The sequence below is a fragment of the Micromonospora sp. CV4 genome (genome assembly GCF_003667455.1).
Lineage (GTDB): Bacteria > Actinomycetota > Actinomycetes > Mycobacteriales > Micromonosporaceae > Micromonospora.
In genome coordinates this window covers 1-21447 of sequence record NZ_RCVI01000234.1, presented here as the reverse complement: position 1 = coordinate 21447, position 21447 = coordinate 1, and the positions used below count along the sequence as shown (strand labels likewise).

The 21447-nt window shown below is 74.2% G+C and carries 22 protein-coding genes and 1 pseudogene; 7 read left to right on the top strand and 16 right to left on the bottom strand.

Translation table 11 applies throughout. The features are described 5' to 3' along the window. Positions 1-53: 53 nt before the first annotated feature. The 10 genes from EAD98_RS11360 to ligD form a co-directional block, all read right to left on the bottom strand. Positions 54-788: an ABC transporter ATP-binding protein gene (locus EAD98_RS11360; protein ID WP_121654018.1), complete on the bottom strand. Its 735-nt coding sequence runs from the start codon at positions 786-788 to the stop codon at positions 54-56. An 11-nt stretch (positions 789-799) separates the two neighbouring features. Next, complete coding sequence (locus EAD98_RS11355; protein WP_121654017.1) at positions 800-1795, bottom strand: ABC transporter ATP-binding protein; 996 nt, start codon at positions 1793-1795, stop codon at positions 800-802. A 1-nt stretch (position 1796) separates the two neighbouring features. Beyond that, the gene (locus tag EAD98_RS11350) at positions 1797-4502 is read right to left on the bottom strand and encodes an FtsX-like permease family protein (RefSeq protein WP_121654016.1); all 2706 of its coding nucleotides are present in this window, start codon (positions 4500-4502) and stop codon (positions 1797-1799) included. Between the two features lie 49 nt (positions 4503-4551). Then, a complete protein-coding gene (locus EAD98_RS11345) occupies positions 4552-7737 on the bottom strand; it encodes an ABC transporter permease (RefSeq protein ID WP_121654015.1) in 3186 nt (1061 codons plus the stop codon). 149 nt (positions 7738-7886) lie between these two features. Further along, positions 7887-8051, bottom strand: a complete 165-nt coding sequence (locus EAD98_RS31245; protein ID WP_199723370.1) for a hypothetical protein — start codon at positions 8049-8051, stop codon at positions 7887-7889. Next, on the bottom strand, positions 8048-8263 hold the full coding sequence (locus EAD98_RS11340) for a helix-turn-helix transcriptional regulator (protein WP_007457017.1): 216 nt from the start codon (positions 8261-8263) through the stop codon (positions 8048-8050). The genes EAD98_RS31245 and EAD98_RS11340 overlap by 4 nt, the downstream gene beginning before the upstream one ends. Next, positions 8263-8721, bottom strand: a complete 459-nt coding sequence (locus tag EAD98_RS11335; protein WP_233579055.1) for a DUF2975 domain-containing protein — start codon at positions 8719-8721, stop codon at positions 8263-8265. The genes EAD98_RS11340 and EAD98_RS11335 overlap by 1 nt, the downstream gene beginning before the upstream one ends. 154 nt (positions 8722-8875) lie before the next feature. Beyond that, positions 8876-9964: a hypothetical protein gene (locus tag EAD98_RS11330; RefSeq protein ID WP_121654013.1), complete on the bottom strand. Its 1089-nt coding sequence runs from the start codon at positions 9962-9964 to the stop codon at positions 8876-8878. Next, positions 9961-10527: an RNA polymerase sigma factor gene (locus tag EAD98_RS11325; RefSeq protein ID WP_121654012.1), complete on the bottom strand. Its 567-nt coding sequence runs from the start codon at positions 10525-10527 to the stop codon at positions 9961-9963. Before EAD98_RS11325 ends, EAD98_RS11330 begins: the two co-directional genes overlap by 4 nt. Before the next feature lie 67 nt (positions 10528-10594). Further along, on the bottom strand, positions 10595-11629 hold the full coding sequence (ligD, locus tag EAD98_RS11320; protein WP_121654011.1) for a non-homologous end-joining DNA ligase: 1035 nt from the start codon (positions 11627-11629) through the stop codon (positions 10595-10597). A gap of 47 nt (positions 11630-11676) precedes the next feature. Between ligD and msrB the strand changes: the two genes are divergently transcribed. Then, positions 11677-12081 carry a peptide-methionine (R)-S-oxide reductase MsrB gene (msrB, locus tag EAD98_RS11315; RefSeq protein ID WP_121654010.1) on the top strand — a complete coding sequence of 135 codons (405 nt, stop codon included), beginning with the start codon at positions 11677-11679 and terminating at the stop codon, positions 12079-12081. 37 nt (positions 12082-12118) lie between these two features. Here msrB and EAD98_RS11310 read toward each other — a convergent pair whose 3' ends face one another. The 3 genes from EAD98_RS11310 to EAD98_RS11300 form a co-directional block, all read right to left on the bottom strand. Further along, on the bottom strand, positions 12119-12709 hold the full coding sequence (locus EAD98_RS11310) for a DUF305 domain-containing protein (RefSeq protein WP_121654009.1): 591 nt from the start codon (positions 12707-12709) through the stop codon (positions 12119-12121). Positions 12710-12772: 63 nt separating this feature from the next. Beyond that, on the bottom strand, positions 12773-13519 hold the full coding sequence (locus EAD98_RS11305; protein ID WP_121654008.1) for a lytic polysaccharide monooxygenase: 747 nt from the start codon (positions 13517-13519) through the stop codon (positions 12773-12775). A 108-nt stretch (positions 13520-13627) separates the two neighbouring features. Beyond that, on the bottom strand, positions 13628-13903 hold the full coding sequence (locus EAD98_RS11300) for an isoamylase early set domain-containing protein (RefSeq protein ID WP_121654007.1): 276 nt from the start codon (positions 13901-13903) through the stop codon (positions 13628-13630). Positions 13904-14058: 155 nt separating this feature from the next. Between EAD98_RS11300 and EAD98_RS11295 the strand changes: the two genes are divergently transcribed. The 4 genes and pseudogenes from EAD98_RS11295 to EAD98_RS11285 all read left to right on the top strand — a co-directional run bounded on the left by EAD98_RS11295 (position 14059) and on the right by EAD98_RS11285 (position 15984). Further along, complete coding sequence (locus EAD98_RS11295) at positions 14059-14319, top strand: Prokaryotic metallothionein (protein WP_089017074.1); 261 nt, start codon at positions 14059-14061, stop codon at positions 14317-14319. A 180-nt stretch (positions 14320-14499) separates the two neighbouring features. Next, positions 14500-14952, top strand: a pseudogene (locus tag EAD98_RS31775) (EamA family transporter); the annotation flags it as partial. Continuing rightward, positions 14941-15369, top strand: a complete 429-nt coding sequence (locus tag EAD98_RS31770; RefSeq protein WP_255421222.1) for an EamA family transporter — start codon at positions 14941-14943, stop codon at positions 15367-15369. The pseudogene EAD98_RS31775 and the gene EAD98_RS31770, both read left to right, overlap by 12 nt. Before the next feature lie 93 nt (positions 15370-15462). Then, positions 15463-15984 carry a GNAT family N-acetyltransferase gene (locus tag EAD98_RS11285; RefSeq protein ID WP_121654019.1) on the top strand — a complete coding sequence of 174 codons (522 nt, stop codon included), beginning with the start codon at positions 15463-15465 and terminating at the stop codon, positions 15982-15984. Here EAD98_RS11285 and hemQ read toward each other — a convergent pair. From hemQ to hemE, 3 genes are read right to left on the bottom strand one after another with little or no spacing between them, the layout of a single operon-like run. Continuing rightward, complete coding sequence (gene hemQ / locus EAD98_RS11280) at positions 15968-16669, bottom strand: hydrogen peroxide-dependent heme synthase (protein ID WP_121654005.1); 702 nt, start codon at positions 16667-16669, stop codon at positions 15968-15970. The two genes, EAD98_RS11285 and hemQ, sit on opposite strands and share 17 nt — an antisense overlap. After that, on the bottom strand, positions 16666-18075 hold the full coding sequence (gene hemG, locus EAD98_RS11275) for a protoporphyrinogen oxidase (protein WP_121654004.1): 1410 nt from the start codon (positions 18073-18075) through the stop codon (positions 16666-16668). The genes hemQ and hemG overlap by 4 nt, the downstream gene beginning before the upstream one ends. 6 nt (positions 18076-18081) lie before the next feature. After that, positions 18082-19179, bottom strand: coding sequence for a uroporphyrinogen decarboxylase (gene hemE, locus EAD98_RS11270; protein ID WP_121654003.1), 1098 nt, complete (start codon positions 19177-19179; stop codon positions 18082-18084). A 205-nt stretch (positions 19180-19384) separates the two neighbouring features. On the opposite strand from hemE, the gene EAD98_RS11260 reads away from it, so the two are divergent. Both EAD98_RS11260 and EAD98_RS11255 read left to right on the top strand, forming a co-directional pair. Beyond that, positions 19385-19957 carry a DUF3000 domain-containing protein gene (locus EAD98_RS11260; RefSeq protein WP_121654001.1) on the top strand — a complete coding sequence of 191 codons (573 nt, stop codon included), beginning with the start codon at positions 19385-19387 and terminating at the stop codon, positions 19955-19957. Positions 19958-20132: 175 nt separating this feature from the next. Continuing rightward, positions 20133-21447, top strand: a 1315-nt coding sequence (locus EAD98_RS11255; RefSeq protein WP_147457366.1) for a ribonuclease D, incomplete at its 3' end; no start/stop codon positions are given.

Genomic DNA, 21447 nt, shown 5'->3' with positions numbered 1-21447 from the left:
GCCGCCGCACGCTAGCCAGCCGCCAGCGAGCCAGGCTGCGGCGGCGTCTGCGGTCAGCCGTCGACCAGGCGACCGTCGCGCAGGTTGAGCACCCGGTCGGCGAGGTCGATCAGGGCCGGGTCGTGCGTGGCCACCAGGGCCGTCATGCCGCGGGCGTGCACCACCGCGCGCAGCAGGTCCATGATGGACCGCCCGGTCTCCGAGTCGAGCTGACCGGTCGGCTCGTCGGCGATCAGCAGGTCCGGCTCGTTGGCCAGCGCGCGGGCCACCGCCACCCGCTGCTGCTGCCCGCCGGACAGTTCGTACGGTCGCTGCGCCGCGTGCCCGCCCAGGCCCACCAGCTCCAGCAGCACCGAGACCCGCTCCTCCCGCTCGGCCGCCGGCACCTGGGCCAGCCGCAGCGGCACGCCCACGTTCTCGGCGGCGGAGAGGATCGGCACCAGCCCGAAGGTCTGGAACACGAAACCGACGGTGCCCCGACGCAGGCGCAACAGCTCCGCCTCACCCGCCGCGGTCACCTCGTGCCCGGCCACCACCACCTGACCGCTGTCGGGCCGGTCCAGCCCGCCGATGATGTTCAGGAGCGTGGTCTTGCCGGCGCCGGAGCGGCCCCGGATGGCGACCAGCTCGCCTCGGGAGGCGCCGAACGAGACGTCCCGCACGGCGTGCACGGCGTGCTCGCCGCGGCCGAAGGTCCGGCTCACACCGCTGACCCGGACCACCTCGCCGGTGGCGGACCCGGCCCGTCCGTCGGCCCCGCCAACGCCGGAAGCGTCAGTCACCACCATGTTCCGACGGCTCACGCCCGTGCCTCCTGCCCACCCGTGGCCCGGTCACCGGGCCGTACCTGCACATGGTCCGGCTCCAGATCGAGCCGAACCCGTTCCCGCAGCGCCAACGCGTCGACGAACGCGGCCGGCAGCTGCATCCGGCCGTTCCGGTCCAGCACCGCGTACTCCTCGCTGACCAGCTCGGTGCTGCCGTCCGCGCCGACGCGCGCGGTCCGGCGTACCTCTGAAGCCGTCCGGCCGTCGCGGATCGCGACGGTCCGGCGGACCTGCGTGGCCACGGCGTGGTCGTGGGTGACCACCACGATGGTCACACCCAGCTCGGCGTTGATCGTGCGCAGCGCCCCGAAGACCTCCGCGCCGGTCGCCTCGTCCAGCTCGCCGGTCGGCTCGTCGGCGAAGAGCACCTCGGGGTCGTTGGCCACCGCCACCGCCACCGCGACCCGCTGCTGCTCGCCACCGCTGAGCTGCCCCGGCCGCCGGTCCGCGCAGTAGCCCACGCCGACCAGGTCGAGCAGCTCCCGGGCCCGTTCCCGGCGGCCCCGCCGGGACCGTTTGCCGGCCAGCTGCATCGGCAGCTCGACGTTCTCCAGAGCGTTCAGGTACGGCAGCAGGTTGCGGCCGGTCTGCTGCCAGACGAACCCGACCAGCTCCCGCCGGTAGCTGAGCCGTCGCTTGGCCGACAGCGCGAGCAGGTCGTAGTCGGCCACCCGGGCGATACCGGCGGTCGGGGTGTCCAGGCCGGACAGGATGTTGAGCAGCGTCGACTTGCCCGAGCCGGAGGCGCCCACGATCGCCACCAGCTCACCCCGGTCGATGACCAGGTCGAGCCCCTGCAGGGCGACCACCTCCACCCCCTCGGTCTTGAAGATGCGCACCAGGCCGTCGCAGACGATGTGCCCACGGAGCCGGTCCTGGCCGCCGGCCCGCTCGGCGGCACGTTGCGCGGCCCGCTGTTGCAGAGCGGCCAGGTCGGGCACCAGTGGAGTCTGGGCGGTAGCGGTCATCTCAGCTCTCCTCTCCGAGCCGGAGCACCTCACCGAGGCGCAACCGGCGGTTGTTCAGGGCTTCGACGGCGACCGCGAAGCCGAGGGCGACCGCCCCGAGCACGAGCACCGCGGCGACCAGGCTGGGTTCGAAGGCCACCCGGACCGGCACACCACTGGTGAACGCGGACAGGCCGAGCACCGGGTTGAGCAGCAGGGGCAGCACCGCGCCGACCAGCGCACCGGTCAGCACCGACACCGCGACCAGCGGGGTCAGTTCGACCAGCAGCAGCCCCCGCCACTGCCGGCGGGACAGGCCGAGGGTGCGCAGCCGGGACAGCACCTGACCCCGGGCTCGCGCCCCGGCCAGCACGGTGAACGCGATGGCCAGCAACCCGAGTACGGTGCCGCCGACGGCCCCGGCCACGAAGCCGAAGGCCATCACCCCGTTGGCGCCGCCGTCGCCGAGCACCCGTCGAACGTGCGCTCGGGTGTCGACCGTCGCCCCGATGGGGCGTTCGCGCCCGGTCACCGCACCGGTCTGCTGGTACCGCAGCTGCCCCTGGTCACCGGCCTGGCGCAGCGCCTCCGGGTCGAGCCGGTCGCCGGCGACGAGCAGGCTGGTCGGCACGGGCGTGGTGTTGCGCGCCGGCAGGGCCTGCGAGGGCAGGATGACGAACCGGCTGGCGCTCGTCGACAACAGCGGGAAACTCTGCGCCGTGCCGGCCGTCCGGAACTCGTACTGCTGGCCCTGAACGGTGATGAAGGCCGAGTCGGCCAACCCGGCCCGGGTCAGGTCCGCGGCGACCGCCGGCGAGACGATGGCGGGCAGCGCCCCGGGCTCGGCCCGGGCGGCGCGCAGCGCGGACGGTATCGGCAGATCCACCTCGGACTCCCGGCTCACCGACTCCAGGCCTGGGCCGTCGACCAGCAGCACCGTCACCCGCCGAAGCTCCGCGTTGGTGCCGAGCGCATCGGCGGTCAGCCGCTGGTCCGGCTCGCTCACCAGCGGGGTCACGGCCCGGACGCCGGGCAGGCGGGTGAGCGCGTCGACGGTGTCCGGGGCGAAGCGCTCGCCCCGGATCAGCGCGTCGGCCGGGACCGACTGCTCTGCGGCCCGGTCCCGGCTCGCGTCGACACCGGCGGCGACGACCCCGCAGAACGCCGCGGTGCCGATCGCCAGCACGACGACGACCAGCGGGGCGGCGACGGCCGACCGGCCGGCCCGCGCCGTGCCGAGGAAGGCGACGCTGCCCCGGGTCCGCGCGGCCAGCCGGCTGACGAGCAGCAACGGCCAGGGGTACGCCCGCAGCGCGAGCACCGCCACCGCGACGGCGAGCAGCACCGGTACCGACACCAGCAGCGGATCCACCTCGCCGAGGGTGAGGCCGCGCCGGCGCAGCAGTACCGCGGCGAGCCCGGCGAGCAGCAGCAGGGAGACCTCGACGGTGAGTCGGCGCGCCGACGGGCGCATCCGGATCAGGTCGCGCCGGGCCGCCCCACCGGCCGGCACGGCCAGCGTGGCCAGCGGCAGCGCCAGGGTGACCAGCACGGTCGCCGCCGCGGCGTACGGCGCGGTCGGGTCCGGGTCGCCGGGGAAGAGGGTGCCCAGCCACCAGCCGAGCGCCGCCGCGACCGGTACGACCAGCAGCGACTCGGCGAGGCTGCGCCGGGCGCCGGCGGTGGCCGCGCCACCGCGGGCGCGCAGCAACGCGAACTCCGCGCGGCGCCGCCGGGTGGCGAGGGTGGCCGCGAGCACGACCAGCCCGGCCAGGGTGGCGAACACACCGGCCGCGATCACCGCCAGCAGGGTCCGGGCGGCGTTGACCTGGGCGGCGAACGACCGCAGCGGAACGTCGACACCCTGGGTCAGCGTCAGGCCGGTCGGGGCGTCGCGCTGCACCTGTTGCAGGTCGTCGATGAGCTGGTCCAGGTAGCGCGCGTCGATGCGGTCGACGCCCAGCCGGTAACGCCAGTTGGCGCTCACCGGCCATCCCGCCGCAGCCCGCTTGCTGAGGGCCGCCTCGGCGACCACACCCACGATGATGAACGGCTCGCCGTCCCCGCGCGGCTCGGTCACCCGTAGCAGCGGCGGCAGGCCGTCCCAGACGCCGTCCGCGCGGTCGGCGGGGCGGAACAGCCCGGCCACCACGACCGGGATCGGATCGTCGAGGGCACCGGTGGTGGGATCGATCGCGCCGAGCTGGAGCTGGCTGCCGGCCCGAAGGTTGACCTTGCGGGCCACGTCGGCGTCGATCGCCACCTCGATCGGCCTGTCGGGGACAACCGTGTCGTTCGGCCACGAGCCCTCGACCAGGGTGCCGGCCTCCCGGACGCCGGGCGCGGCACGCAGGCCCAGGTCGACCATCAGGTTGCGGGCCGCCAGGTCGGGACCTTTCACCCGGCCAGGCAGGGCGTCCACGCTGTACCACCGGTCGGCCACCGCCGACGACACCCGCGGCGGCAGCTGCCCGCCGAGGGCGTCGAACCGCTCGCGGACGTCGGCCATGACCGACTCCCCCGCGGTGCCCGCCCCGGAGGTGTACGAGATGTCCCGACGGGCCGCCGGCTCACTGGTCAGCTGCTCCCGCAGGCCCTGCTCGGCGAGCCGGTTGACCAGCCGCGGCACCCCGCTGACCAGCAGCGTGACCACCAGGGTCAACACCGCCAGGAGCAGGAACTGCCCGCCGTACGTCCGGACCCGCCGGACGGCCGCACCGATGCTCATCGGGTACTCCCCCGTCGTGCCCGGTCACCGGGTCGCACGTCGCGCCCGCTCATCGTTCTCCCCCGATCCGCAACTGCACCGCCGCCACCCGCTGCCGGATGCCGGTGGCGATGAACGCGCTGAAAGCGAGCGCCGCCAGCAGCAGACCGGCCGCGGTCAGGCCGATCGGCACCCAGGGCAGCACGAAGGTCGCCGCGGGCACCGGCCGGCCGGCGGCCGGGGTGAGGATGACCAGCGGCGCCATGGTGGCCCCCACCGCGGCGCCGAGCAGCAACCCCACCCCCACGCCGATGCCGGCGAGGAAGGTCTGTTCGGCCAGCAGCGCCCGAGCCAGCAGCCGGGGCGTGGCGCCCAGGGTGTGCAGCACCGCGAACTCGCCCAGCCGGTGGCGGGCGGTGGCCCACACGTCCACCATGAGGCCGACCAGGGCGAGCAGCACCGCACCCAGCGCCGCGGCAAGCATGCCGGTACGCGATCCCCGCCAGTACGGGTCCTCGGCGGCCGACTCGATCACCGCCTCCCGGTCCAGCACGGTGACCCCGGGCAGTTCCCTGACCGCCCGGCCGGCGGCTGTCGCGTCGTCGGCGCCGACCCACCACTCCGGCACCGATCGAACCGTGCCACCGGCGCGGATCATCGCATCGACCGCGGAGGGCAGGTCCAGGAGCACGCCCTCACCGGTGGTGCTGGGGACGGACGTCAACTCCCCGACCAGCGAGACCTGCACCGTCGCTCCCGAGAGCGCCAGCGGGACGGTGTCGCCGATGCGCAGGCTCAACGCCTCGCGTACCCCGGGGGTCATCAGCACCGGGACCGGTGCGTTCTGCCCTCCCGGCACGATGGCGAACCGGGTCTGCGGTTGGTAGGCGAACTGGCCGCCCGGAATCAGCTCCACGTGCCGTTCGCCGGCGACCCCGTTGGCGCTCGGCTGCGCCGGCACGGACGGCTCACCGGACCTCCCCAGCACCCAGTCGCCGGTCAGCTCCGCCGGCCGGGTCGTGCCGTCCGCGCCGACCAGTGTCAAGCCATCGACCTCGAGCCGGTACGAGGTGCCGGCGGCCGGCCCACCGTCGGCCTCGAACCCGGCCAGCCGCAGCCGCGTCCCACCCACGTCCGGCAGGCGCACGGTGAAGGGCGTGGCCCGACCGTCGCTGGGAGCGTCGACCGCCGGCAGCCGGAAGGCGAGCCCGTTGGCACTGGTGAACAGCAGCGCCACCGCGATCCGGTGCGGCCGGACGGCCTTGCCAACCGGGGTGCGGACCGTGCCGGTGACCGCACGACTGTCCGCGGGTAGCTCGATTCCGCCGGGGCCGCCCCGGGCCTCGACCATCCGCCCATACTGCTTCGACATCGGTTCGTCGCTCAGCCGGTCGGCGAGCCGGACGACGCCCGCCGCGCTGGCGGAGTCGAGGCCCACGACCGTCACCGGCAGATCCTCGCGCCCGACCCGGATCTCGTCGCGCCACGCCGGCAACGCCCGGTCCACGCCCGGCAGGGCGGCGATCTGACCGGCCCGGGTCGGCGGGGCGGAACCGGCCCGCTCGGTCACCCGCAGGTCGGCGCCGACCGTGTGACCGGCCTGCTCGACCTGGGACCGCTCGCCAGTGCTGATCAGGGACCAGGCCAGGGTGCTCCCGCCGACGGCGAGGGCGAGCAGCAGCACCGGGCCGGCGTGTGGACGCCGACCGGCCTGCCACATGCCGAACATGGTGGCCGTCCAGGGGCGCCGGTCGACGAAACGCTCGGCGAAACGGGTGAGCGGCGGAAGCACCCGCAGCGCCAGCACGGCACCGGCCAGCACGCCGAGCGTCGGGGCGGCGACCAGCAGCGGGTCGAGCCCGAGCCGGCCGCCCGAGCCGGCCAGCGGGGAGGCGTACTGGCGCAGCTGCACCCAGGCGAGCACGGCGAGCGCCACCAGCACCAGGTCGACGCTGGCGCGCTGGACGCTCGCCGCCCGGTTCGGCCGGGACCGGGCGGCCATGTCGGCCACGTACGTGCCGGCGCCGCGCAGCGTCGGAAGAACCATCGCCACCAGGCAGCCGGCAGCGGTGGCCGCCGCAGCCGCCCAGACCAGGGTGGTGTTACCGCCGGCGGTGGAGAGTTCCGCCGACCCGCCGGGCCGGACGAACCGTAACGCCTCCCCGGCGATCACCGGCCCCAGCAGGGCGGCCGGGGCCACCACCAGGGTGGCCTCGCGGGCGGCCAGGCCGGCCAGCTGCCGGCGAGCGGCGCCGCGGGCACGCAGCAGTGCCGTCTGCGGGCGGCGGTCCTCGTGCAGCAGAGCGGCGACCAGCACCAGCGCGTACCCGCCGAGCACCAGGATGAGCAGCAGCGGGGTGGCCAGCGCGGAGCGACCCACCAGATCGGCTCGGGCGATCCGGTCCAGCAGCAGCTCCATCTTGGTCATCGTCTGCCCCGAGGAGCCCAGCTCGGCAGCCTCGGGGACCGCCGCGGCGGCAGCCGTGAGAGCCGTGCGTAGGGCGGGCAGGTCGGCCGTGTCGACGCCAGCGAGGTCCGGTTCGGCCAGCCAGGACGCCGACACCGAGCCCGGGAAGGTGGTCGCGAAGTCAGCCGGGTCGAGCGCGAACGGCCCGTACGAGGTGTTGGAGCCGACGCTGCCCGCTCCTACTCCGGGAGCCAGCAGCCAGTACGCGTCGGTCGGGTCACGGGGCCGCCAGATGCCGGCGACCACCAGTTCGCTGCGCCGTTCGACGGACCGGTCGCGCACGGGGACACGTTCACCGACGCTCAGGCCCAGCTGGCCGGCGACCCGTTCGGGGAGGCTCACCTGGATCGGGTTCGCCCCGGGCCGGGGCCACGCCCCGCTGGTCAGCTCCGCGTGCCCGGCCAGGTCGTCGAACGTGGCCACGTTCGCGAAGACGGGCTCGTCGTCGGTGCGGGGCACGGATCCGAGGTCGCCGGTCAGCTCCCGGCCGGTGCCGTACCGCGCTGCGCCGACGGTGACCGGGACGCCGGCGAGCCCGCCGGCGAACCCGGCCCGGACGGCCTTGTCCCGGGCGGCGAAATCGGCGGCGTCGCGTCCACTGGAGCCGCTGACCAGCAGGCCGCGTTCCTCGGCCGGCGAGGCTGCCACCAGGGCCCGCTGCCCGGCGTCCACCGCGCGGCGGTTGTAGTCGGAAAGGCCGGTGACCAACGCGACGGCGACCAGGGCGGCGATCACCGCGGCAACCAGCAGACCGCGCGCCTCGCGAGCCCGCCTCCACACCAACTTCATCCGACGCCTCCCCTGGCCCCGGCGGGCCGACGACCATCAAGACAGGTCATCTACCGGGAAAGGTTCGCGCCCGTTACTTGATCGTTACGCGGGGACACCGGTTCAGCTCGGTCGGATCGGGTCGGGCTGCGCGGCGCTGGGCCGCGCCGCTACCTGCCGCGTCGGGCGCTCCGGACGCCGAACGCGATCGCGCCGACGACGATCACGACGCCCAGGAGCTGGAGGCCCGGAGAGTCATCGGCCTCCCCGAGCACGATGCCCGCGACACCGAGCGCGACGACGAGGATGACGGCGATCACGAGGACGTACTTCACGGGGTTTCCTCCTCGACCCACTCGAGCAGATCGCCGGGCTGGCAGTCGAGCACCCGGCACATGGCTTCCAGCGTGCTGAAGCGGACAGCTTTGGCCCGGCCGTTCTTCAGGACGGCCACGTTCGCCGGCGTGAGGCCGACCCGTTCGGCGAACTCACCGACGCTCATCTTGCGTTTCGCCAGTTCGACGTCGATGCGGACGATGATCGGCATCAGATCACCGCCTCCATGTCGGTACGCAGGGCGGTGGCCTGCCGCAGCAGTGCGCGCATCACCACCATCAGCAGCCCCAGCACCGTGACGCCCGTCGTCATGAGGAACAGCAGGAGTGGCAGTCCCGGGTCAGCCGCGTTGAACCCGACGTACAGGAAGACGCCCACGAGCACGACCCACGCGGCGGCGACGGCCCAGACGATGGCGTCCACCCACTTGAGGGCCCCCTCCGTGAAGATGCGGTCGTTCTCGACCAGGCTGAGCAGCTTCCACGTGGCCACGATGACCACCTGGACGCACAGCACCCAGAACACCGTCACGGCGGTCGCCGGCCACCTGAGGTAGGCGAAGTCCGGCGACTCCTTCGCCATGTGGGCGAACTGCCCGGGCAGCGAGAAGGTCTGGAACATGACCAGGACCCCGAACAGCACCACGAGGAAGACTCTGAGCGGAAACACCGCTCGATGCTCTACGACCATGCATCGATCTTCGCTCGGTACCTATCGAAAGTCAATAGGTTCGGGAAAATGTTGCCGCTCGCGACGACAACGGGCGCCGAGGATCCGCTGATCCTCGGCGCCCGGCCGAAAGCCGCTCGACGGCCTGGGGCGGTCACTCGCAGCCCAGGGCCTCCCGGTACCCGGCGGGCCGCTTCCCGGCGACCACCTCGTCGGCGGTCTCCCAGAACACCTCCGGCCAGTCGCCCTCGTCGTTCATCTGGTGCAGCACCTTCCACGTGTGGCTGCTGCGCAGAGCGTCGACGGCCCGCTTCGCCGCGGCGTCGTCGCCGGCCTGCTTCGCGCGCAGCCACTCGGCGATCCACCCACAGCCGACGCGGCTGGTCACCTTGGCGCCGAACTGGTAGGCGTCGTTGACGCCCAGGTCGCCCAGCGCCGCGGCGTCGAAACCCGGAGGGAGCGGCACACCCGCGAGGATCTTGGCCGCCTGCTCGTCCACCCGCCCCGGCGTCACGATCTCCGCCGGAAGGGCGGCCAGCCAGGTACGGGCGTCGACGCGGACCACGTCGGCCAGAACGCGGTCGAATTCGTTCCGCGTCAAGGCGCCCCCGGTACGGAGCTCGACGAAGGAACCGTCGCGGGGCTTCAGCATGACCGCGAAGTCGCTCGCGCTGTACCGGAACAGGTCGCCCGGCCAGCCGTCGACCTTGACCGGCTCCGGCTCGCTGACGTGGAGCCGATCCCTGTGGTAGCCGTCGTACTGGCCGGCGGGGTACCAGTTCATCGCCAACTGCACCTCGCCGTTGCGGAAGGCGATGGTGCCCTCCTTCTCGGCGAACCCGTAGACGGTGGTCGCCTTCCAGCCAGGCTGGTCGATCAACAGGCGCGGGCTCTCCTCGGCCGCCTTGAGGACCATCGCCGAGTAGGAGGTTGCTGTCGTCGCCTCGGAGGTGGGACCGACCTGCGGGGACGCTTCGGGGCCGGCGGGCGAATCCGCATTCATGATCGAGACAGCGAAGACGACGGCGAGAACGGCCGCCGCGGCGCTGGCGCTGACGAGACCGCTCAGCACCGTACGGCGCCGGCGGGACCGTACGGCCGGTGGTTCGGCCGCGGGTTCGAGGGTCGGCGTGGACATGATCTCCTCCAGGAGGTGCTGTGCGGCCCCGTCGAGGTGCGTGATGACATCGGGTCGGTGCGGGTCGGCGTCTCGGACCATCCGGTCGAGGTGCTCGTCGGTCATCTGCCCTCCTCTGACGCTCGTGCGGCCATGACGTCGAGTACATGTCCGGGTGGCCCGAGATCGTCACCGACGAGTTCGCGCAACCGGGCCCGGGCCCGCGACAGCCGGGTACGGACCGCGGCCGGGCTCACGCCCAGGACCGTGGCGACCTCGCGCGGCTCCAGGCCCTCCCAGAAGGTCAGCATCAACACCTCCCGGTCGACCTCGCCCAGCCGGGCCAGCGCGGCCCGGACCGCGAGCCGTTCGGGCACCTCACTGCCCGGGTCGACCGTGACGGCCGCCCTGATCCGTTGCCGTAATCGTTCACCCAGTCGTCCCCGGCGCATGCCGCCGCGGTGGTGGTTGGCCAGCACCCGCCGGGCCACGCCGTGCAGCCAGAGCCGGACCTCGGCCTCGGCCGGCATCTCCCGGCTGCGCCGCCAGGCGACGAGGAAGGTCTCGGCGACCACGTCGGCCGCGTCCTCGGGCAGCTCGACGCGCCGCATGGCGTACGCCAGCAGCGGCTCGAAGTTGGCCGCGTAGACGCGTCGGAAGCGGTCCTCGTGCTCGGTCCCGAAGCTCACGTCTACCTCATGTCCGGTCGAGCGCCGGTCGTGACGGGCGCGAGCCAGAAAAAAGGCGCGACGCGTGTCAGGCGGAGCCGTCGGGGGCGCGCTTGGCGCGGCTCGGCTGCACCCGCTTGGGCTCGCCGGGCATCTTCGGGTGGTCCGGTGGGTACGGCAGGTCGCCCTGGCCGGCGGCGGCGTCCCGCTCGGCCCACTCAAGGAGCGGAGTGATGTCCCACGGGGTGTCGTCGATGCCGGCGTGCGGGTCGCCCCGTTCCGTCAGCCGAGCGGGGACGGTGCGCAGGTCGAAGTCGTCCGGGTCGACGTCGGGCAGCTCGTCCCAGGTGACCGGGGTGGAGACGGTGGCCCGCGCGTTGGCGCGCAACGAGTACGCGCAGGCGATCGTGCGGTCCCGGGCCATCTGGTTGTAGTCGACGAAGACCCGGCTGCCCCGCTCCTCCTTCCACCAGGCGGTGGTGACCAGCTCGGGGCAGCGGCGCTCCACCTCCCGGGCGAGCGCGATGGTTGCCCGGCGCACCTCGGTGAACGTCCAGCGTGGGGCGATGCGCAGGTAGACGTGCACGCCCCGGCCGCCGGAGGTCTTCGGCCAGCCGGTGGCGCCCAGCTCGTCGAGCACCGCGCGGACCTCCCCGGCGGCGCGCGCCGCGTCGGCGAAGTCGGTGCCGGGCTGCGGGTCCAGGTCGATGCGCAGCTCGTCGGGGCGGTCCACGTCGGCGGCGCGCACCGGCCACGGGTGGAACACGATCGTGCCCATCTGTGCGGCCCAGGCCACGTGGGCCAGGTCGGCCGGGCAGAGCTCCGCCGCGCTCCGGCCGCTCGGGAAGGTGATCTCCGCGGTCGTCACCCAGGGCGGCACGCCCCGCTGGGGCACCCGCTTCTGGAAGAACATCTCGCCTTCGACGCCCTCGGGGAAGCGTTGCAGCGTGGTGGGCCGGTCCCGCAGGGCGCGCATGATCCCGTCGCCGACCGCCAGGTAGTAGTGGAAGACGTCCGCCTTGGTGAAGCCCCGCTCCGGGAAGATCACCCGGTCGGGACTGCTCAGCCGGACCGTGTGCCCGGCCACCTCGACCTCGGCGACCGCTGCCTTGGTGCCACCCATCCCGCGACCTTATGCCACGCCCCCGACGTTCGACGTACCGTTGGGGCGTGAGTCTTGACGACAACGAACTGCCCCAGACCGAGGACGAGTGGCGGGTCCGGTTGACCCCCGAGGAGTTCCACGTACTGCGGGAGGCCGGCACCGAACGCCCGTGGACCGGTGAGTACGTGGACACCAAGACCGCTGGCGTCTACAACTGCCGCGCCTGCGGGCTGGAACTCTTCTCCAGCGACACGAAGTTCGACTCGCACTGCGGGTGGCCGAGCTTCGACGACGCCATCCCGGGCCGGGTCAAGGAGATCGAGGACCGCAGCCTCGGCATGGCCCGCGTGGAGATCCGCTGCGCCCGCTGCAACAGCCACCTCGGGCACGTCTTCCACGGCGAGGGCTTCACCCCGAAGGACACCCGGCACTGCGTCAACTCGGTCTCCATCCGGCTGGAACCCCGCTGACCTGAGCGGCCACCGCGCGGCGGACGGCGTACCCCGCTCACCGCCGCGCGGCCGGCGGCCCGGTCAGCAGCTCGACCTCGGCGGTCCGGGACTGCTCGATCCGCCGGGCCAGGTCGCGGACCTGCTGGCTGCGGCCCACGTCCACCTGGGCCCGGGCCAGGTCGGCCGCCGCCCGCTGATGGTCGGCGAGCACCTCGCGCAGCACCCGGTCCACGTCGGCGTCCGACGCGGCCCGCAGCCGGTCGAGCGCGGCGTCGTCCCCGTGCCCGGCGTGGTGGTGCCCGCCCGCGCTGGCACCCGGCCCCGCCGTGGGCAGCCAGCCCCGCATGGCGGTCAGCTCGTCCGCCTCGGTCACCTCGATGGCGGCGGCCAGGGTGCGCAGCGAGCCGTCGCGCACCCGGTCCCGGGCGAGCCGGACGATCTGCAGGGTGCGTTCGCTGTGCCCGACCATCGTGCTCAGGAAGACCACGTCGATGCCGCTCAGCGCGTCCCCGGCCGCCGCCGACGCGGCCGGGGACGCGGGAGCCGGTTGGGGCGCGGCCGACGGGGTCGACGCGGGCGGCCCGGCGCAGGCGGCGGCGAGCAGCAGCACGGTGAGCAGGGGCGCCAGCAGGCTTCGGCGTGTCATGCCGGGTGCTCCGATCAACGCGAGGACGGCGACACGGGTGCGACCGGGGCCGCACCCGTGCGGTCAGACCTGACTCCAGAGCGCCGGCACGTTCGGCGGCTCCCACCCGGCGATCGCGGTGTGCGGCTGCCGGCAGCGGTACGTCCGACCGCCGTAGGTCACCTGGTCACCGACCTGGTACGCCCGGCCGGTCGTCCAGGTGCCGCCCGGCGCGGGCGGAGTGGTCGGCGAGGCCGTCGGAGTGGGCCGCGGCGTGGGCGTGGGCGTCGGGGTGGGCGTGGGCGCGGGCCCACCGCCTCCGCCGCCGATCTGCACATCGGTGCAGGAGTAGAAGGCGTTCGCGGTGTCGGCGATGTTCCACACCGCGAGGATCTTCTGCCGGCCGGAGAAGCCGCCGAGGTTGACATTGTGCGAGACGGTGGCCCCCGGCTGCTGGCCGTTGCCGTTGACCGAGGCGACCCGGGTGTTGCCGATCCAGTACTCCCAGTTGCTGGTCGCGTGCCGGGCGGTGTTCACCCACGTGAAGGTCAGCGAGCTGCCGACCGACGTGGCCGGCCAGCCCCGGCTGTCGTCGTTGAGAACGGCGAAGTGGGCGATTCCCGCGTTGCAGCTGCGGAGGCCCTTGGGCCCCTCGACGCTCTGCGGCTCGTACTTGATCTGCCCACAGTCGGGCACCCGGCCCTGGGCGCAGAGCGCCTGCCGGCTCGGTGGGGCGGACACGTAGCCGTGCGCCTGGGCGGGCGCGGCGACGGTGAGGGTGGCGGCGACGGCCCCCGCCGCCACCAGGGGGACGGTGATTCTTCGACGCATCGGGGCAGCTCCTTCTCCAGGTCCGGTGGGTGCCCCTCAACGTAATTTAAACTTTGTTAACAGTAAAGACCCTCATCGATAAATACATCGATGATGGCGAGTTTTCTGTCAGAGCCGGAGCAGACCGCCCCGGTCGTCGACCTGGTCGGCTGATTCGTCGTCCAGCCAGACCCCACCGCTGGCGAGGTAGCGGAACCGGTACTCCCCCGGCCCGAGCCGCACGGTCACCGTCCGGGTGCCGTCGCGGCGGGTCACCAGCTCGTGCCGGCCGGGCTCCCAACCGTTGAAGCAGCCCACCACGCTCACTGGGCCGGGCGGGGTGTCCCGGGGCAGGCAGAAGGTGACCCGGGTCTGGTTGCCGAAGAGCTTGTTGCGCTTGATCACTGCGATCCCTCCCGGTGTTGCGGCGGTTCACCCGGCCTAACGGACGACACGCCGGAGCCGACACGCCGCCCGGGCCGCCCGGGTGGTGGCATTCCGCCCGCAGCCGCCGCCAGACGCGGCATTCTGAAGGTACATGTCCTGATACGGGGGTTTCTGTGGCTACCTGCGAGGTCTGCGGCAACGACTACTGGATGGCGTTCGAGGTGCGTACGGTCAGCGGCGACGTGCACACCTTCGACTCGTTCGAGTGCGCGATCCACCGACTGGCACCGATCTGTGAGCACTGCGAGATCAAGATCGTCGGGCACGGCGTGGAGGTCAACGGCCGGTTCTTCTGCTGCGGGCACTGCGCCCGGGCGGTCGAGGGCGCCGAGGGCGCCGAGATCCGCGACGCCGTCGGCGCGCGCCCCGCCTGATCCCCGCCTCCTGGGGTACGGTCGTCCGATGCGGCCGTTCCTGGGCGTCCTGCCCCCGCCGCGCTCCTGACCGGAGCGCCGCGCCTCCCGCCGACCGGTGACTGACCGGCTCGGCCACTCCGCCGTACGCGCTCCGTCGACGTCGTCCCCGTCAACGGCTCACCCTCTCGGAGCGCACCCGTGTCCACCTCCCGTACCCTCCCGCCGGCCGCCCCGGCCGTCACCCAGGCCCGCACCGGCCTGATCCAGATCACCGTCACCGGAGTGCTGTGGGGCACCACCGGCGTGGCGGTGCAACTGCTGCGCGAGAGCACCGGGCTCAGCCCGGTGAGCATCGGCTTCCACCGCCTGGCCATCGCCGCGCTCGTCCTGCTGGCGTGCACCGCCGGCCGGCTCGGCGCGCTGCTGGCCGCCCTGCGCGCGGCACCGGTGCCGCTGCTGCTCACCGGCGTCGGCCTCGGCCTCTACCAGGCGCTCTACTTCGCCGCCGTGGCGCTGGCCGGAGTCGGCGTGGCCACCGTGGTCAGCCTCGGCCTGGCCCCGGTGCTCGCCGCGACCTGGGAATCGGCGCGGGCCCGCCGGATCCCCGGCCCGCTGCGGCTCGGCACACTGGTCGCCGCCGTGGCCGGTCTCGCGCTGATCACCGGCGCCACCGCGGAGCCCACCGCGGCGGCGCCCGCCCCACTGCTCGGCCTGCTCGCGGCGGCCGGGTCCGGCCTCGGCTACGCCGTGACCACCCTGATCAGCCGACAGGTCTCGCAGCGCACCGCGCCGATGACGCTGACCACCATCTCCACCGTGATCGGCGCGCTGACGCTCGCCCCGGTGGCGCTGGTCGCCGGGGTCGGCGTGCCGGTGCGCGTCGACACCGTGGCGCTGCTGCTGCACCTGGGCGTGGTCACCACCGCGGTGGCGTACGCGCTGTTCTACGCCGGGCTGCGCACCACTCCGGGCAGCCTCGCCGCCGGAGCGAGCACGACGTTCGGTTTCCTCGGCTCGTGGAACGGCACCAACCCGCTTCCGCTGGTCTCCTGCACCACGACCAGTTGATCCCCGTCCGGCGCCGCACCCGGGCGGGGGTGCGGCGCCGGCCGGCGGGGAAATGCAGTGGTGCACGCCGCCGCCCACCGGCATCATCCCGACATGATCGAGATGACCGTGCTCACCCCGGACGACTGGCCAACCTGGCGCCAGCTGCGGCTCGCCGCCCTCACCGAGGCGCCGGAGGCGTTCGGCTCCCGGCTGGCCGACTGGCAGGGCGACGGCGACCGCGAGCAGCGCTGGCGTGACCGGCTGAGCATCCCCGGCTCGCACAACCTGGTGGCCACCCTGCACGGGCGGCCGGTCGGGATGGCCAGCGGCGTACCCACGCCGGACCCGCTCGTCAGGGAGCTGATCTCGATGTGGGTGCACCCCGAGGCGCGCGGCCGCAAGGTCGGCCACCACCTGGTGGAGGCGGTGGCGAACTGGGCCCGCGACGGCGGCGCCGACCGGCTGCGCCTCACCGTCATGCCGGACAACGCGGCGGCGAAGGCCCTCTACCGGCGCGCCGGCTTCAGCCTCACCGACGAGGTCGGCGACCTGCTGCCCGACGGCGTACGCCGCGAACAGGTCATGCTCCGCCCACTCGGACCCGCGTCCGCGGGGGTCAGACCAGGCAGTTGACGATCTCGGCGACCGAGCGGCGGCGGCCGGTGTAGAACGGGACCTCTTCCCGGACGTGCCGACGGGCGCCGGAGGCACGGAGGTCACGCATCAGGTCGACGATACGGTGCAACTCGTCGGCCTCGAAGGCGAGCATCCACTCGTAGTCGCCCAGCGCGAACGAGGCCACGGTGTTGGCCCGCACGTCCGGGTAGCCACGGGCCAGCCGGCCGTGCTCGGCCAGCATCTCGCGCCGCTCGGCGTCGGGCAGCAGGTACCACTCGTAGGAGCGGACGAACGGGTAGACGCAGATGTACGAGCGGGCCTCCTCCCCGGCCAGGAACGCCGGGATGTGGCTCTTGTTGAACTCCGCCGGCCGGTGCAACGCCATCTGCGACCAGACCGGGGTCATCGCCCGCCCCAGCGTGGTGCGGCGGAACCGCAGGTACGCGTCCTGGAGCGCGTCGCTGGAGGCGGAGTGCCACCAGATCAGCACGTCCGCGTCAGCGCGCAGCCCGGAGACGTCGTACACGCCCCGGATCGCCACGTCCTTACCGGCCAGCTCCTCGAAGAGGGACTCGACCTCACCGGTGACGTTGTCCCGCAGCGACGGCAGCGGGGCGCTGGCCCGGAACACCGACCACATGGTGTAGCGGATGCTTGCGTTCAGCTCCCGCAGCCGGGCCGCGTTGGTCTGCTCGGTCATCTCGCCGATCCTCCCAGTGCTGTGATGATCTCGTCGGCCGCCGTCTCGCCGGAGCGGACGCAGACCGGAATGCCGACGCCGTCGTAGCCGGCGCCGGCAAGGACCAGGGTGGGGTGCGCGGCCCGCAACGCCGTCCGCGCGGCGGCGACCCGGTCGGCGTGCCCCGGGGTGTACTGGGGCAGCGCCCCTCCCCAGCGCTGCACGTGCCCGTCGACCGGGGCGGGCAGCGGCGCGCCGAGCACCGCCGACAACTCCCGGTGCACGGTGGCCGCCAGGTCGGCGTCCGGGCGCTGGAGCTGCGCCTCCTCGCCGTACCGGCCCACCGAGGCGCGGACCAGCGCCAACCCGTCGGGCCGGCGCAGGTGCCCCCACTTGGTGGTGAAGAAGGTGGACGCCTTGATCAGCAGCCCCTCGGTGCTCGGCACCAGGAAGCCGGACAGCTCGGGCAGCTCGGGCCGGGGCAGCGCGAGGGTGACCAGCGCGACGCTGGCGTAGTCCAGCTCGCCGACACCCGCGGCGGCCGCCGGGGCCGGACCGGCGAGCAGTCGGGCCGCCGGGCGGGCCGGCACCGCCAGCACCACGGCGTCCACGTCGACCAGCTCCGGGTCCCGGGTCGGGCCGACGGTGAGCCGCCAGCCGGTGGTCGTCGGGGTCAGTTCGCGGACCGCCGCCTCCCGCCGCACCGTCGCGCCGCTGGTCGTCGCCGCCGCCTCGACGAGGGTGCTGAGCCCACCGGCCAGGGTGCCGAAGACCGGGGCGCCGGGCGCGCGCGGCGCGGCGGCCTGCGCCGCCCGGACCGCGCCGGTCAGGGTGTGCTCCACCCGGGCCGCGCGGGCCAGTGCCGGCATGGTGGTGACCAGGGAGAGGTCGTCGGCGCGGCCGGCGTACACGCCGCCGAGCATCGGGTCGACCAGCCGCTCGACCACCTCGTCGCCGAAGCGGGACCGGACCAGCGCGCCCACCGAGACGTCCTCGTCGGGCCCGACCAGCGGCCGGCCGCCGTCGGTGTCGGCGTCCACGGCCGGGCGGGCGACCGTGGTCACCCGGTCCAGATCCCCGGGTACGCCCACCAGGGTGCCGCCCGGGATGGGGCGCAGCCCTCCGTCGACGACCAGCGCGGCCTGCCCGACCGTGGGGTGCACGATCTGCTCGGCCAACCCGAGCCGGCGGGCCAACGCCACCGCCGCGGACTCGGCCCCCGTCGGGTCCCGCATCAGGAAGGACTCGGCGCCGAACTCCACCTGCTGGCCGGCCACCTCCCCGGAGCGCAGCTTGCCGCCCAGCGAGCCGGACTGTTCGTACACCGTGATCTCGGTGCCGGCCGGAGCGCGGTCGCGCAGCCGGACCGCGGCCGCCAGCCCGGCGATCCCGCCGCCGACCACCGCCACCCGCCAGGGCTGCCGCATCGCGTGTCAGCCCTGGTCGGCCCGGCGGCTGGAGAGCTCATGCACCAGCGCGACCACCCGGGTCAGCACGTCGGGGTCGGTCTCCGGCAGCACGCCGTGGCCGAGGTTGAACACGTGCCCGGGAGCGGCCCTGCCCTGGTCCAGGATGCGGCGCACCTCGGCCTCGACCACCGGCCAGGGAGCGAGCAGCACGGCCGGGTCCAGGTTGCCCTGCACCGCCTTGTCCGGGCCGATCCGGCCGGTGGCGACGTCCAGCGGCGTACGCCAGTCGACGCCGACCACGTCCGCGCCGGCCTCGCCCATCGCGCCGAGCAGTTCGCCGGTGCCCACCCCGAAGTGGATCCGCGGGACACCGGCGTGCGCCAGCCCGCTGAGCACGGCGGTCGAGTGCGGCAGCACGTAGCGGCGGTAGTCGGCCTCGGACAGCGCGCCGGCCCACGAGTCGAACAGCTGCACGGCGGACACGCCGGCCTCGATCTGCACCCGCAGGAAGGCGATCGTCACCTCGGCCAGCCGGCCGCAGAGCGCGTGCCACAGCTCCGGGTCGCCGTACATCAGCGCCTTGGTCTTCGCGTGGGTCCGCGACGGGCCCCCCTCGACCAGGTAGCTGGCCAGGGTGAACGGCGCGCCGGCGAAACCGATCAGCGGGGTGTCGCCCAGCTCGGTCACCAGCTGTCGTACCGCCTCGTCCACGTACCAGACGTCGTCGCGGGTGATCGGGCGGATCCGCTCCAGGTCGGCGGCGGTGCCGATCGGCTCGGCGACCACCGGCCCGGTGCCCGGCACGATGTCCAGGTCGACCCCGGCCGCGGCGACCGGCACCACGATGTCGCTGAACAGGATCGCCGCGTCCACCCCGTGCCGGCGCACCGGCTGGAGGGTGATCTCGGTGACCAGCTCCGGGCGGCGGCAGGACTCCAGCATCGGCACGCTCGCCCGGATCTCCCGGTACTCCGGCAGTGAGCGGCCCGCCTGGCGCATGAACCAGACCGGCGTGTGCGGGCCGGGCCGACGTCGGCATGCTCGGATGAAGGGCGAGTCGGCCGGCCCGCCGGGGCGCTGTTCTCCGTCTCGGGCGGCAGTGCCCGTGGTGTCCGTGCTCATCGCCGCAATCGTGCCACGGCACCCACCCCCTCCCCGCCGGGGGTGAAAGGAAGAACACCTTCCTGTCCCCACCGACCCATGTCAACGCCGGTGCCGCGGGCCGGCCCGGATCGGACGCCGGGTACGCGCAGCCGAGGCGCGGTACGGATTCGGGTGTCGGCGCGCCGTCGAAGCCGGGGGGCCGACGGCGGCATAGGCTGCCGGCATGGCCCCCCCGATCGCGCTCCCGGAGACCTTCGCCCGCGCGGTCGCCGGGCTGCGGTCGGCGGCGCCCCGGCCGGAGATCACGCTGGAGGAGGTCGGCGCCCCCCAGCGCCTGGCCCCGTACGCGTTCGCGCTCTCCGCGACGGTGTTGCGCGACGGCGACGAGGTGGCCACCGGTCGGCTGATCCTGCTGCACGACCCGGCCGGGCACGAGGCATGGCAGGGCACCCTGCGGCTGGTCACCTACGTGACCGCCGAGCTGGAGGTCGACCTGGCCGCCGACCCGCTGCTGCCCGGGGTCGGCTGGACCTGGCTGACCGACGCGCTGGACGCCCACGACGCCGGCCACCGGGCCATCGGGGGAACGGTCACCCAGACCATGTCGACCCGGTTCGGCGATCTGGCCGGCCCGCCCACGGCCGGCGACATCGAGATCCGCGCCTCCTGGACCCCGGTCGACGACGACCTGGCCCCGCACCTGCTCGGCTGGTGCGCGCTGCTCGCCTTCACGGCGGGCCTGCCCCCACCGGGGGTCACCGCACTGTCCGACCGTCGCCCCGCGGGCGCCGCCTGACCTCGGCGCCCCCGCCCTGCCTTCCAGCCTCTGCGGCTCCACGGACCCGAACCTGCGCGAACGGGCTCTGTATCCCCCGATGTCCGGCAGGCCGGAGGACACCTCGCGGACACCTGATCGACACACGCCGGACCGGCTGCACCCGCCGGATCACCGCGCGCACTAGGGTTGGCAGGTGACCGACGAACCACCCCTGCGCCGTCGGCCCGCCGAAGAACTCCAGGGAAACGCACCCCAGCACCCGCCGTCGGCCCAGCCGCAGCCGGCGGGCGACGGGGTCGACCCGACCGACGGTGGGCCCGTTCCGCTGACCGCCCCGCGTGACGGCACCCCCGATCCGGTGGCCACTCCGGCCGAGCTCGCCGAGGTCGTGGCGCGTTTCGCCGCGGGCACCGGCCCGGTCGCCCTGGACGCCGAGCGAGCCTCCGGCTACCGCTACAGCCAGCGCGCCTACCTGGTGCAGCTCCGTCGGGCCGGTGCCGGCACCGTGCTGATCGACCCGCTGCCGCTGCCCGACCTCAGCACGCTGGACGCCGTGATCGGCGAGGCCGAGTGGGTGCTCCACGCGGCGAGCCAGGACCTGCCGTGCCTCGCCGAGGTGGGGTTGCGTCCGCGCCGGCTGTTCGACACCGAACTGGCGGCGCGGCTGGCCGGGTTCGAGCGGGTCGGCCTGGCCGCGCTGACCGAGCAGTTGCTCGGGTTCACCCTGGAGAAGCACCACTCGGCGGCCGACTGGTCGAGCCGGCCGCTGCCCGAGTCGTGGCTCACCTACGCCGCCCTGGACGTGGAAATGCTCACCGACCTGCGCGACGCGCTGGACGCCGAGCTGGCCCGGCAGGGCAAGTCGGCCTGGGCCGCGGAGGAGTTCGCCGCCCTGGTCCGGACCGGGGCCCGCCCGCCCCGGGTGCGCGCGGAGCCCTGGCGGCGCACCTCCGGCATCCATCGCGTGCGCGGGGCGCGGGCCCAGGCCCGGGTCCGCTCGATGTGGTACGCCCGGGACCAGATCGCCGCCCGGCGGGACGCCGCGCCCGGTCGGGTGCTGCCCGACTCGGCGATCATCGCCGCGGCCGAGCTGGACCCGAAGGACGAGAAGACCCTGCTGACGCTGCCCGGTTTCGGCGGCCGGTCGGTTCGCCGGTTGGCCCGCACGTGGCTGGCCGCGCTCGACGACGCCCGGCAACTGCCGGACGACGCGCTGCCGGTCACCCCGGCGGTGGAGGGCCCGCCTCCGCCGCACCGGTGGGCCGAGCGCGACCCGGTGGCGGCCGGTCGGCTGGCCCGCTGCCGGGAGGTGGTGGTCCGCATCGCCGGCAAGCACAACCTGCCCCCGGAGAATCTGATCACCCCGGATTCGGTACGCCGGTTGGCGTGGACCCCTCCGGAGGAGCTCACCGAGGACGCGGTGGCGGAGACCCTGCGGGGCTTCAACGCCCGCGAGTGGCAGATCGCCCTCCTCACGCCCCACCTGACTCCCGCCCTGCACCCGGACC

Bases quoted from the DNA above. Each gene is read 5' to 3' on its own strand.
- hemE (WP_121654003.1), bottom strand. From the start codon at position 19,179: ATGAGCACGGACACCACGGGCACTGCCGCCCGAGACGGAGAACAGCGC.
- EAD98_RS11340 (WP_007457017.1), bottom strand. From the start codon at position 8,263: ATGCCGATCATCGTCCGCATCGACGTCGAACTGGCGAAACGCAAGATG.
- EAD98_RS11360 (WP_121654018.1), bottom strand. From the start codon at position 788: ATGGTGGTGACTGACGCTTCCGGCGTTGGCGGGGCCGACGGACGGGCC.
- EAD98_RS11350 (WP_121654016.1), bottom strand. From the start codon at position 4,502: ATGAGCATCGGTGCGGCCGTCCGGCGGGTCCGGACGTACGGCGGGCAG.
- EAD98_RS11355 (WP_121654017.1), bottom strand. From the start codon at position 1,795: ATGACCGCTACCGCCCAGACTCCACTGGTGCCCGACCTGGCCGCTCTG.
- hemQ (WP_121654005.1), bottom strand. From the start codon at position 16,669: ATGACCGAGCAGACCAACGCGGCCCGGCTGCGGGAGCTGAACGCAAGC.
- EAD98_RS11345 (WP_121654015.1), bottom strand. From the start codon at position 7,737: ATGAAGTTGGTGTGGAGGCGGGCTCGCGAGGCGCGCGGTCTGCTGGTT.
- hemG (WP_121654004.1), bottom strand. From the start codon at position 18,075: ATGCGGCAGCCCTGGCGGGTGGCGGTGGTCGGCGGCGGGATCGCCGGG.
- EAD98_RS11285 (WP_121654019.1), top strand. From the start codon at position 15,463: ATGATCGAGATGACCGTGCTCACCCCGGACGACTGGCCAACCTGGCGC.
- EAD98_RS11305 (WP_121654008.1), bottom strand. From the start codon at position 13,519: ATGCGTCGAAGAATCACCGTCCCCCTGGTGGCGGCGGGGGCCGTCGCC.
- EAD98_RS11260 (WP_121654001.1), top strand. From the start codon at position 19,385: ATGGCCCCCCCGATCGCGCTCCCGGAGACCTTCGCCCGCGCGGTCGCC.
- ligD (WP_121654011.1), bottom strand. From the start codon at position 11,629: ATGGGTGGCACCAAGGCAGCGGTCGCCGAGGTCGAGGTGGCCGGGCAC.
- EAD98_RS11330 (WP_121654013.1), bottom strand. From the start codon at position 9,964: ATGACCGACGAGCACCTCGACCGGATGGTCCGAGACGCCGACCCGCAC.
- EAD98_RS11310 (WP_121654009.1), bottom strand. From the start codon at position 12,709: ATGACACGCCGAAGCCTGCTGGCGCCCCTGCTCACCGTGCTGCTGCTC.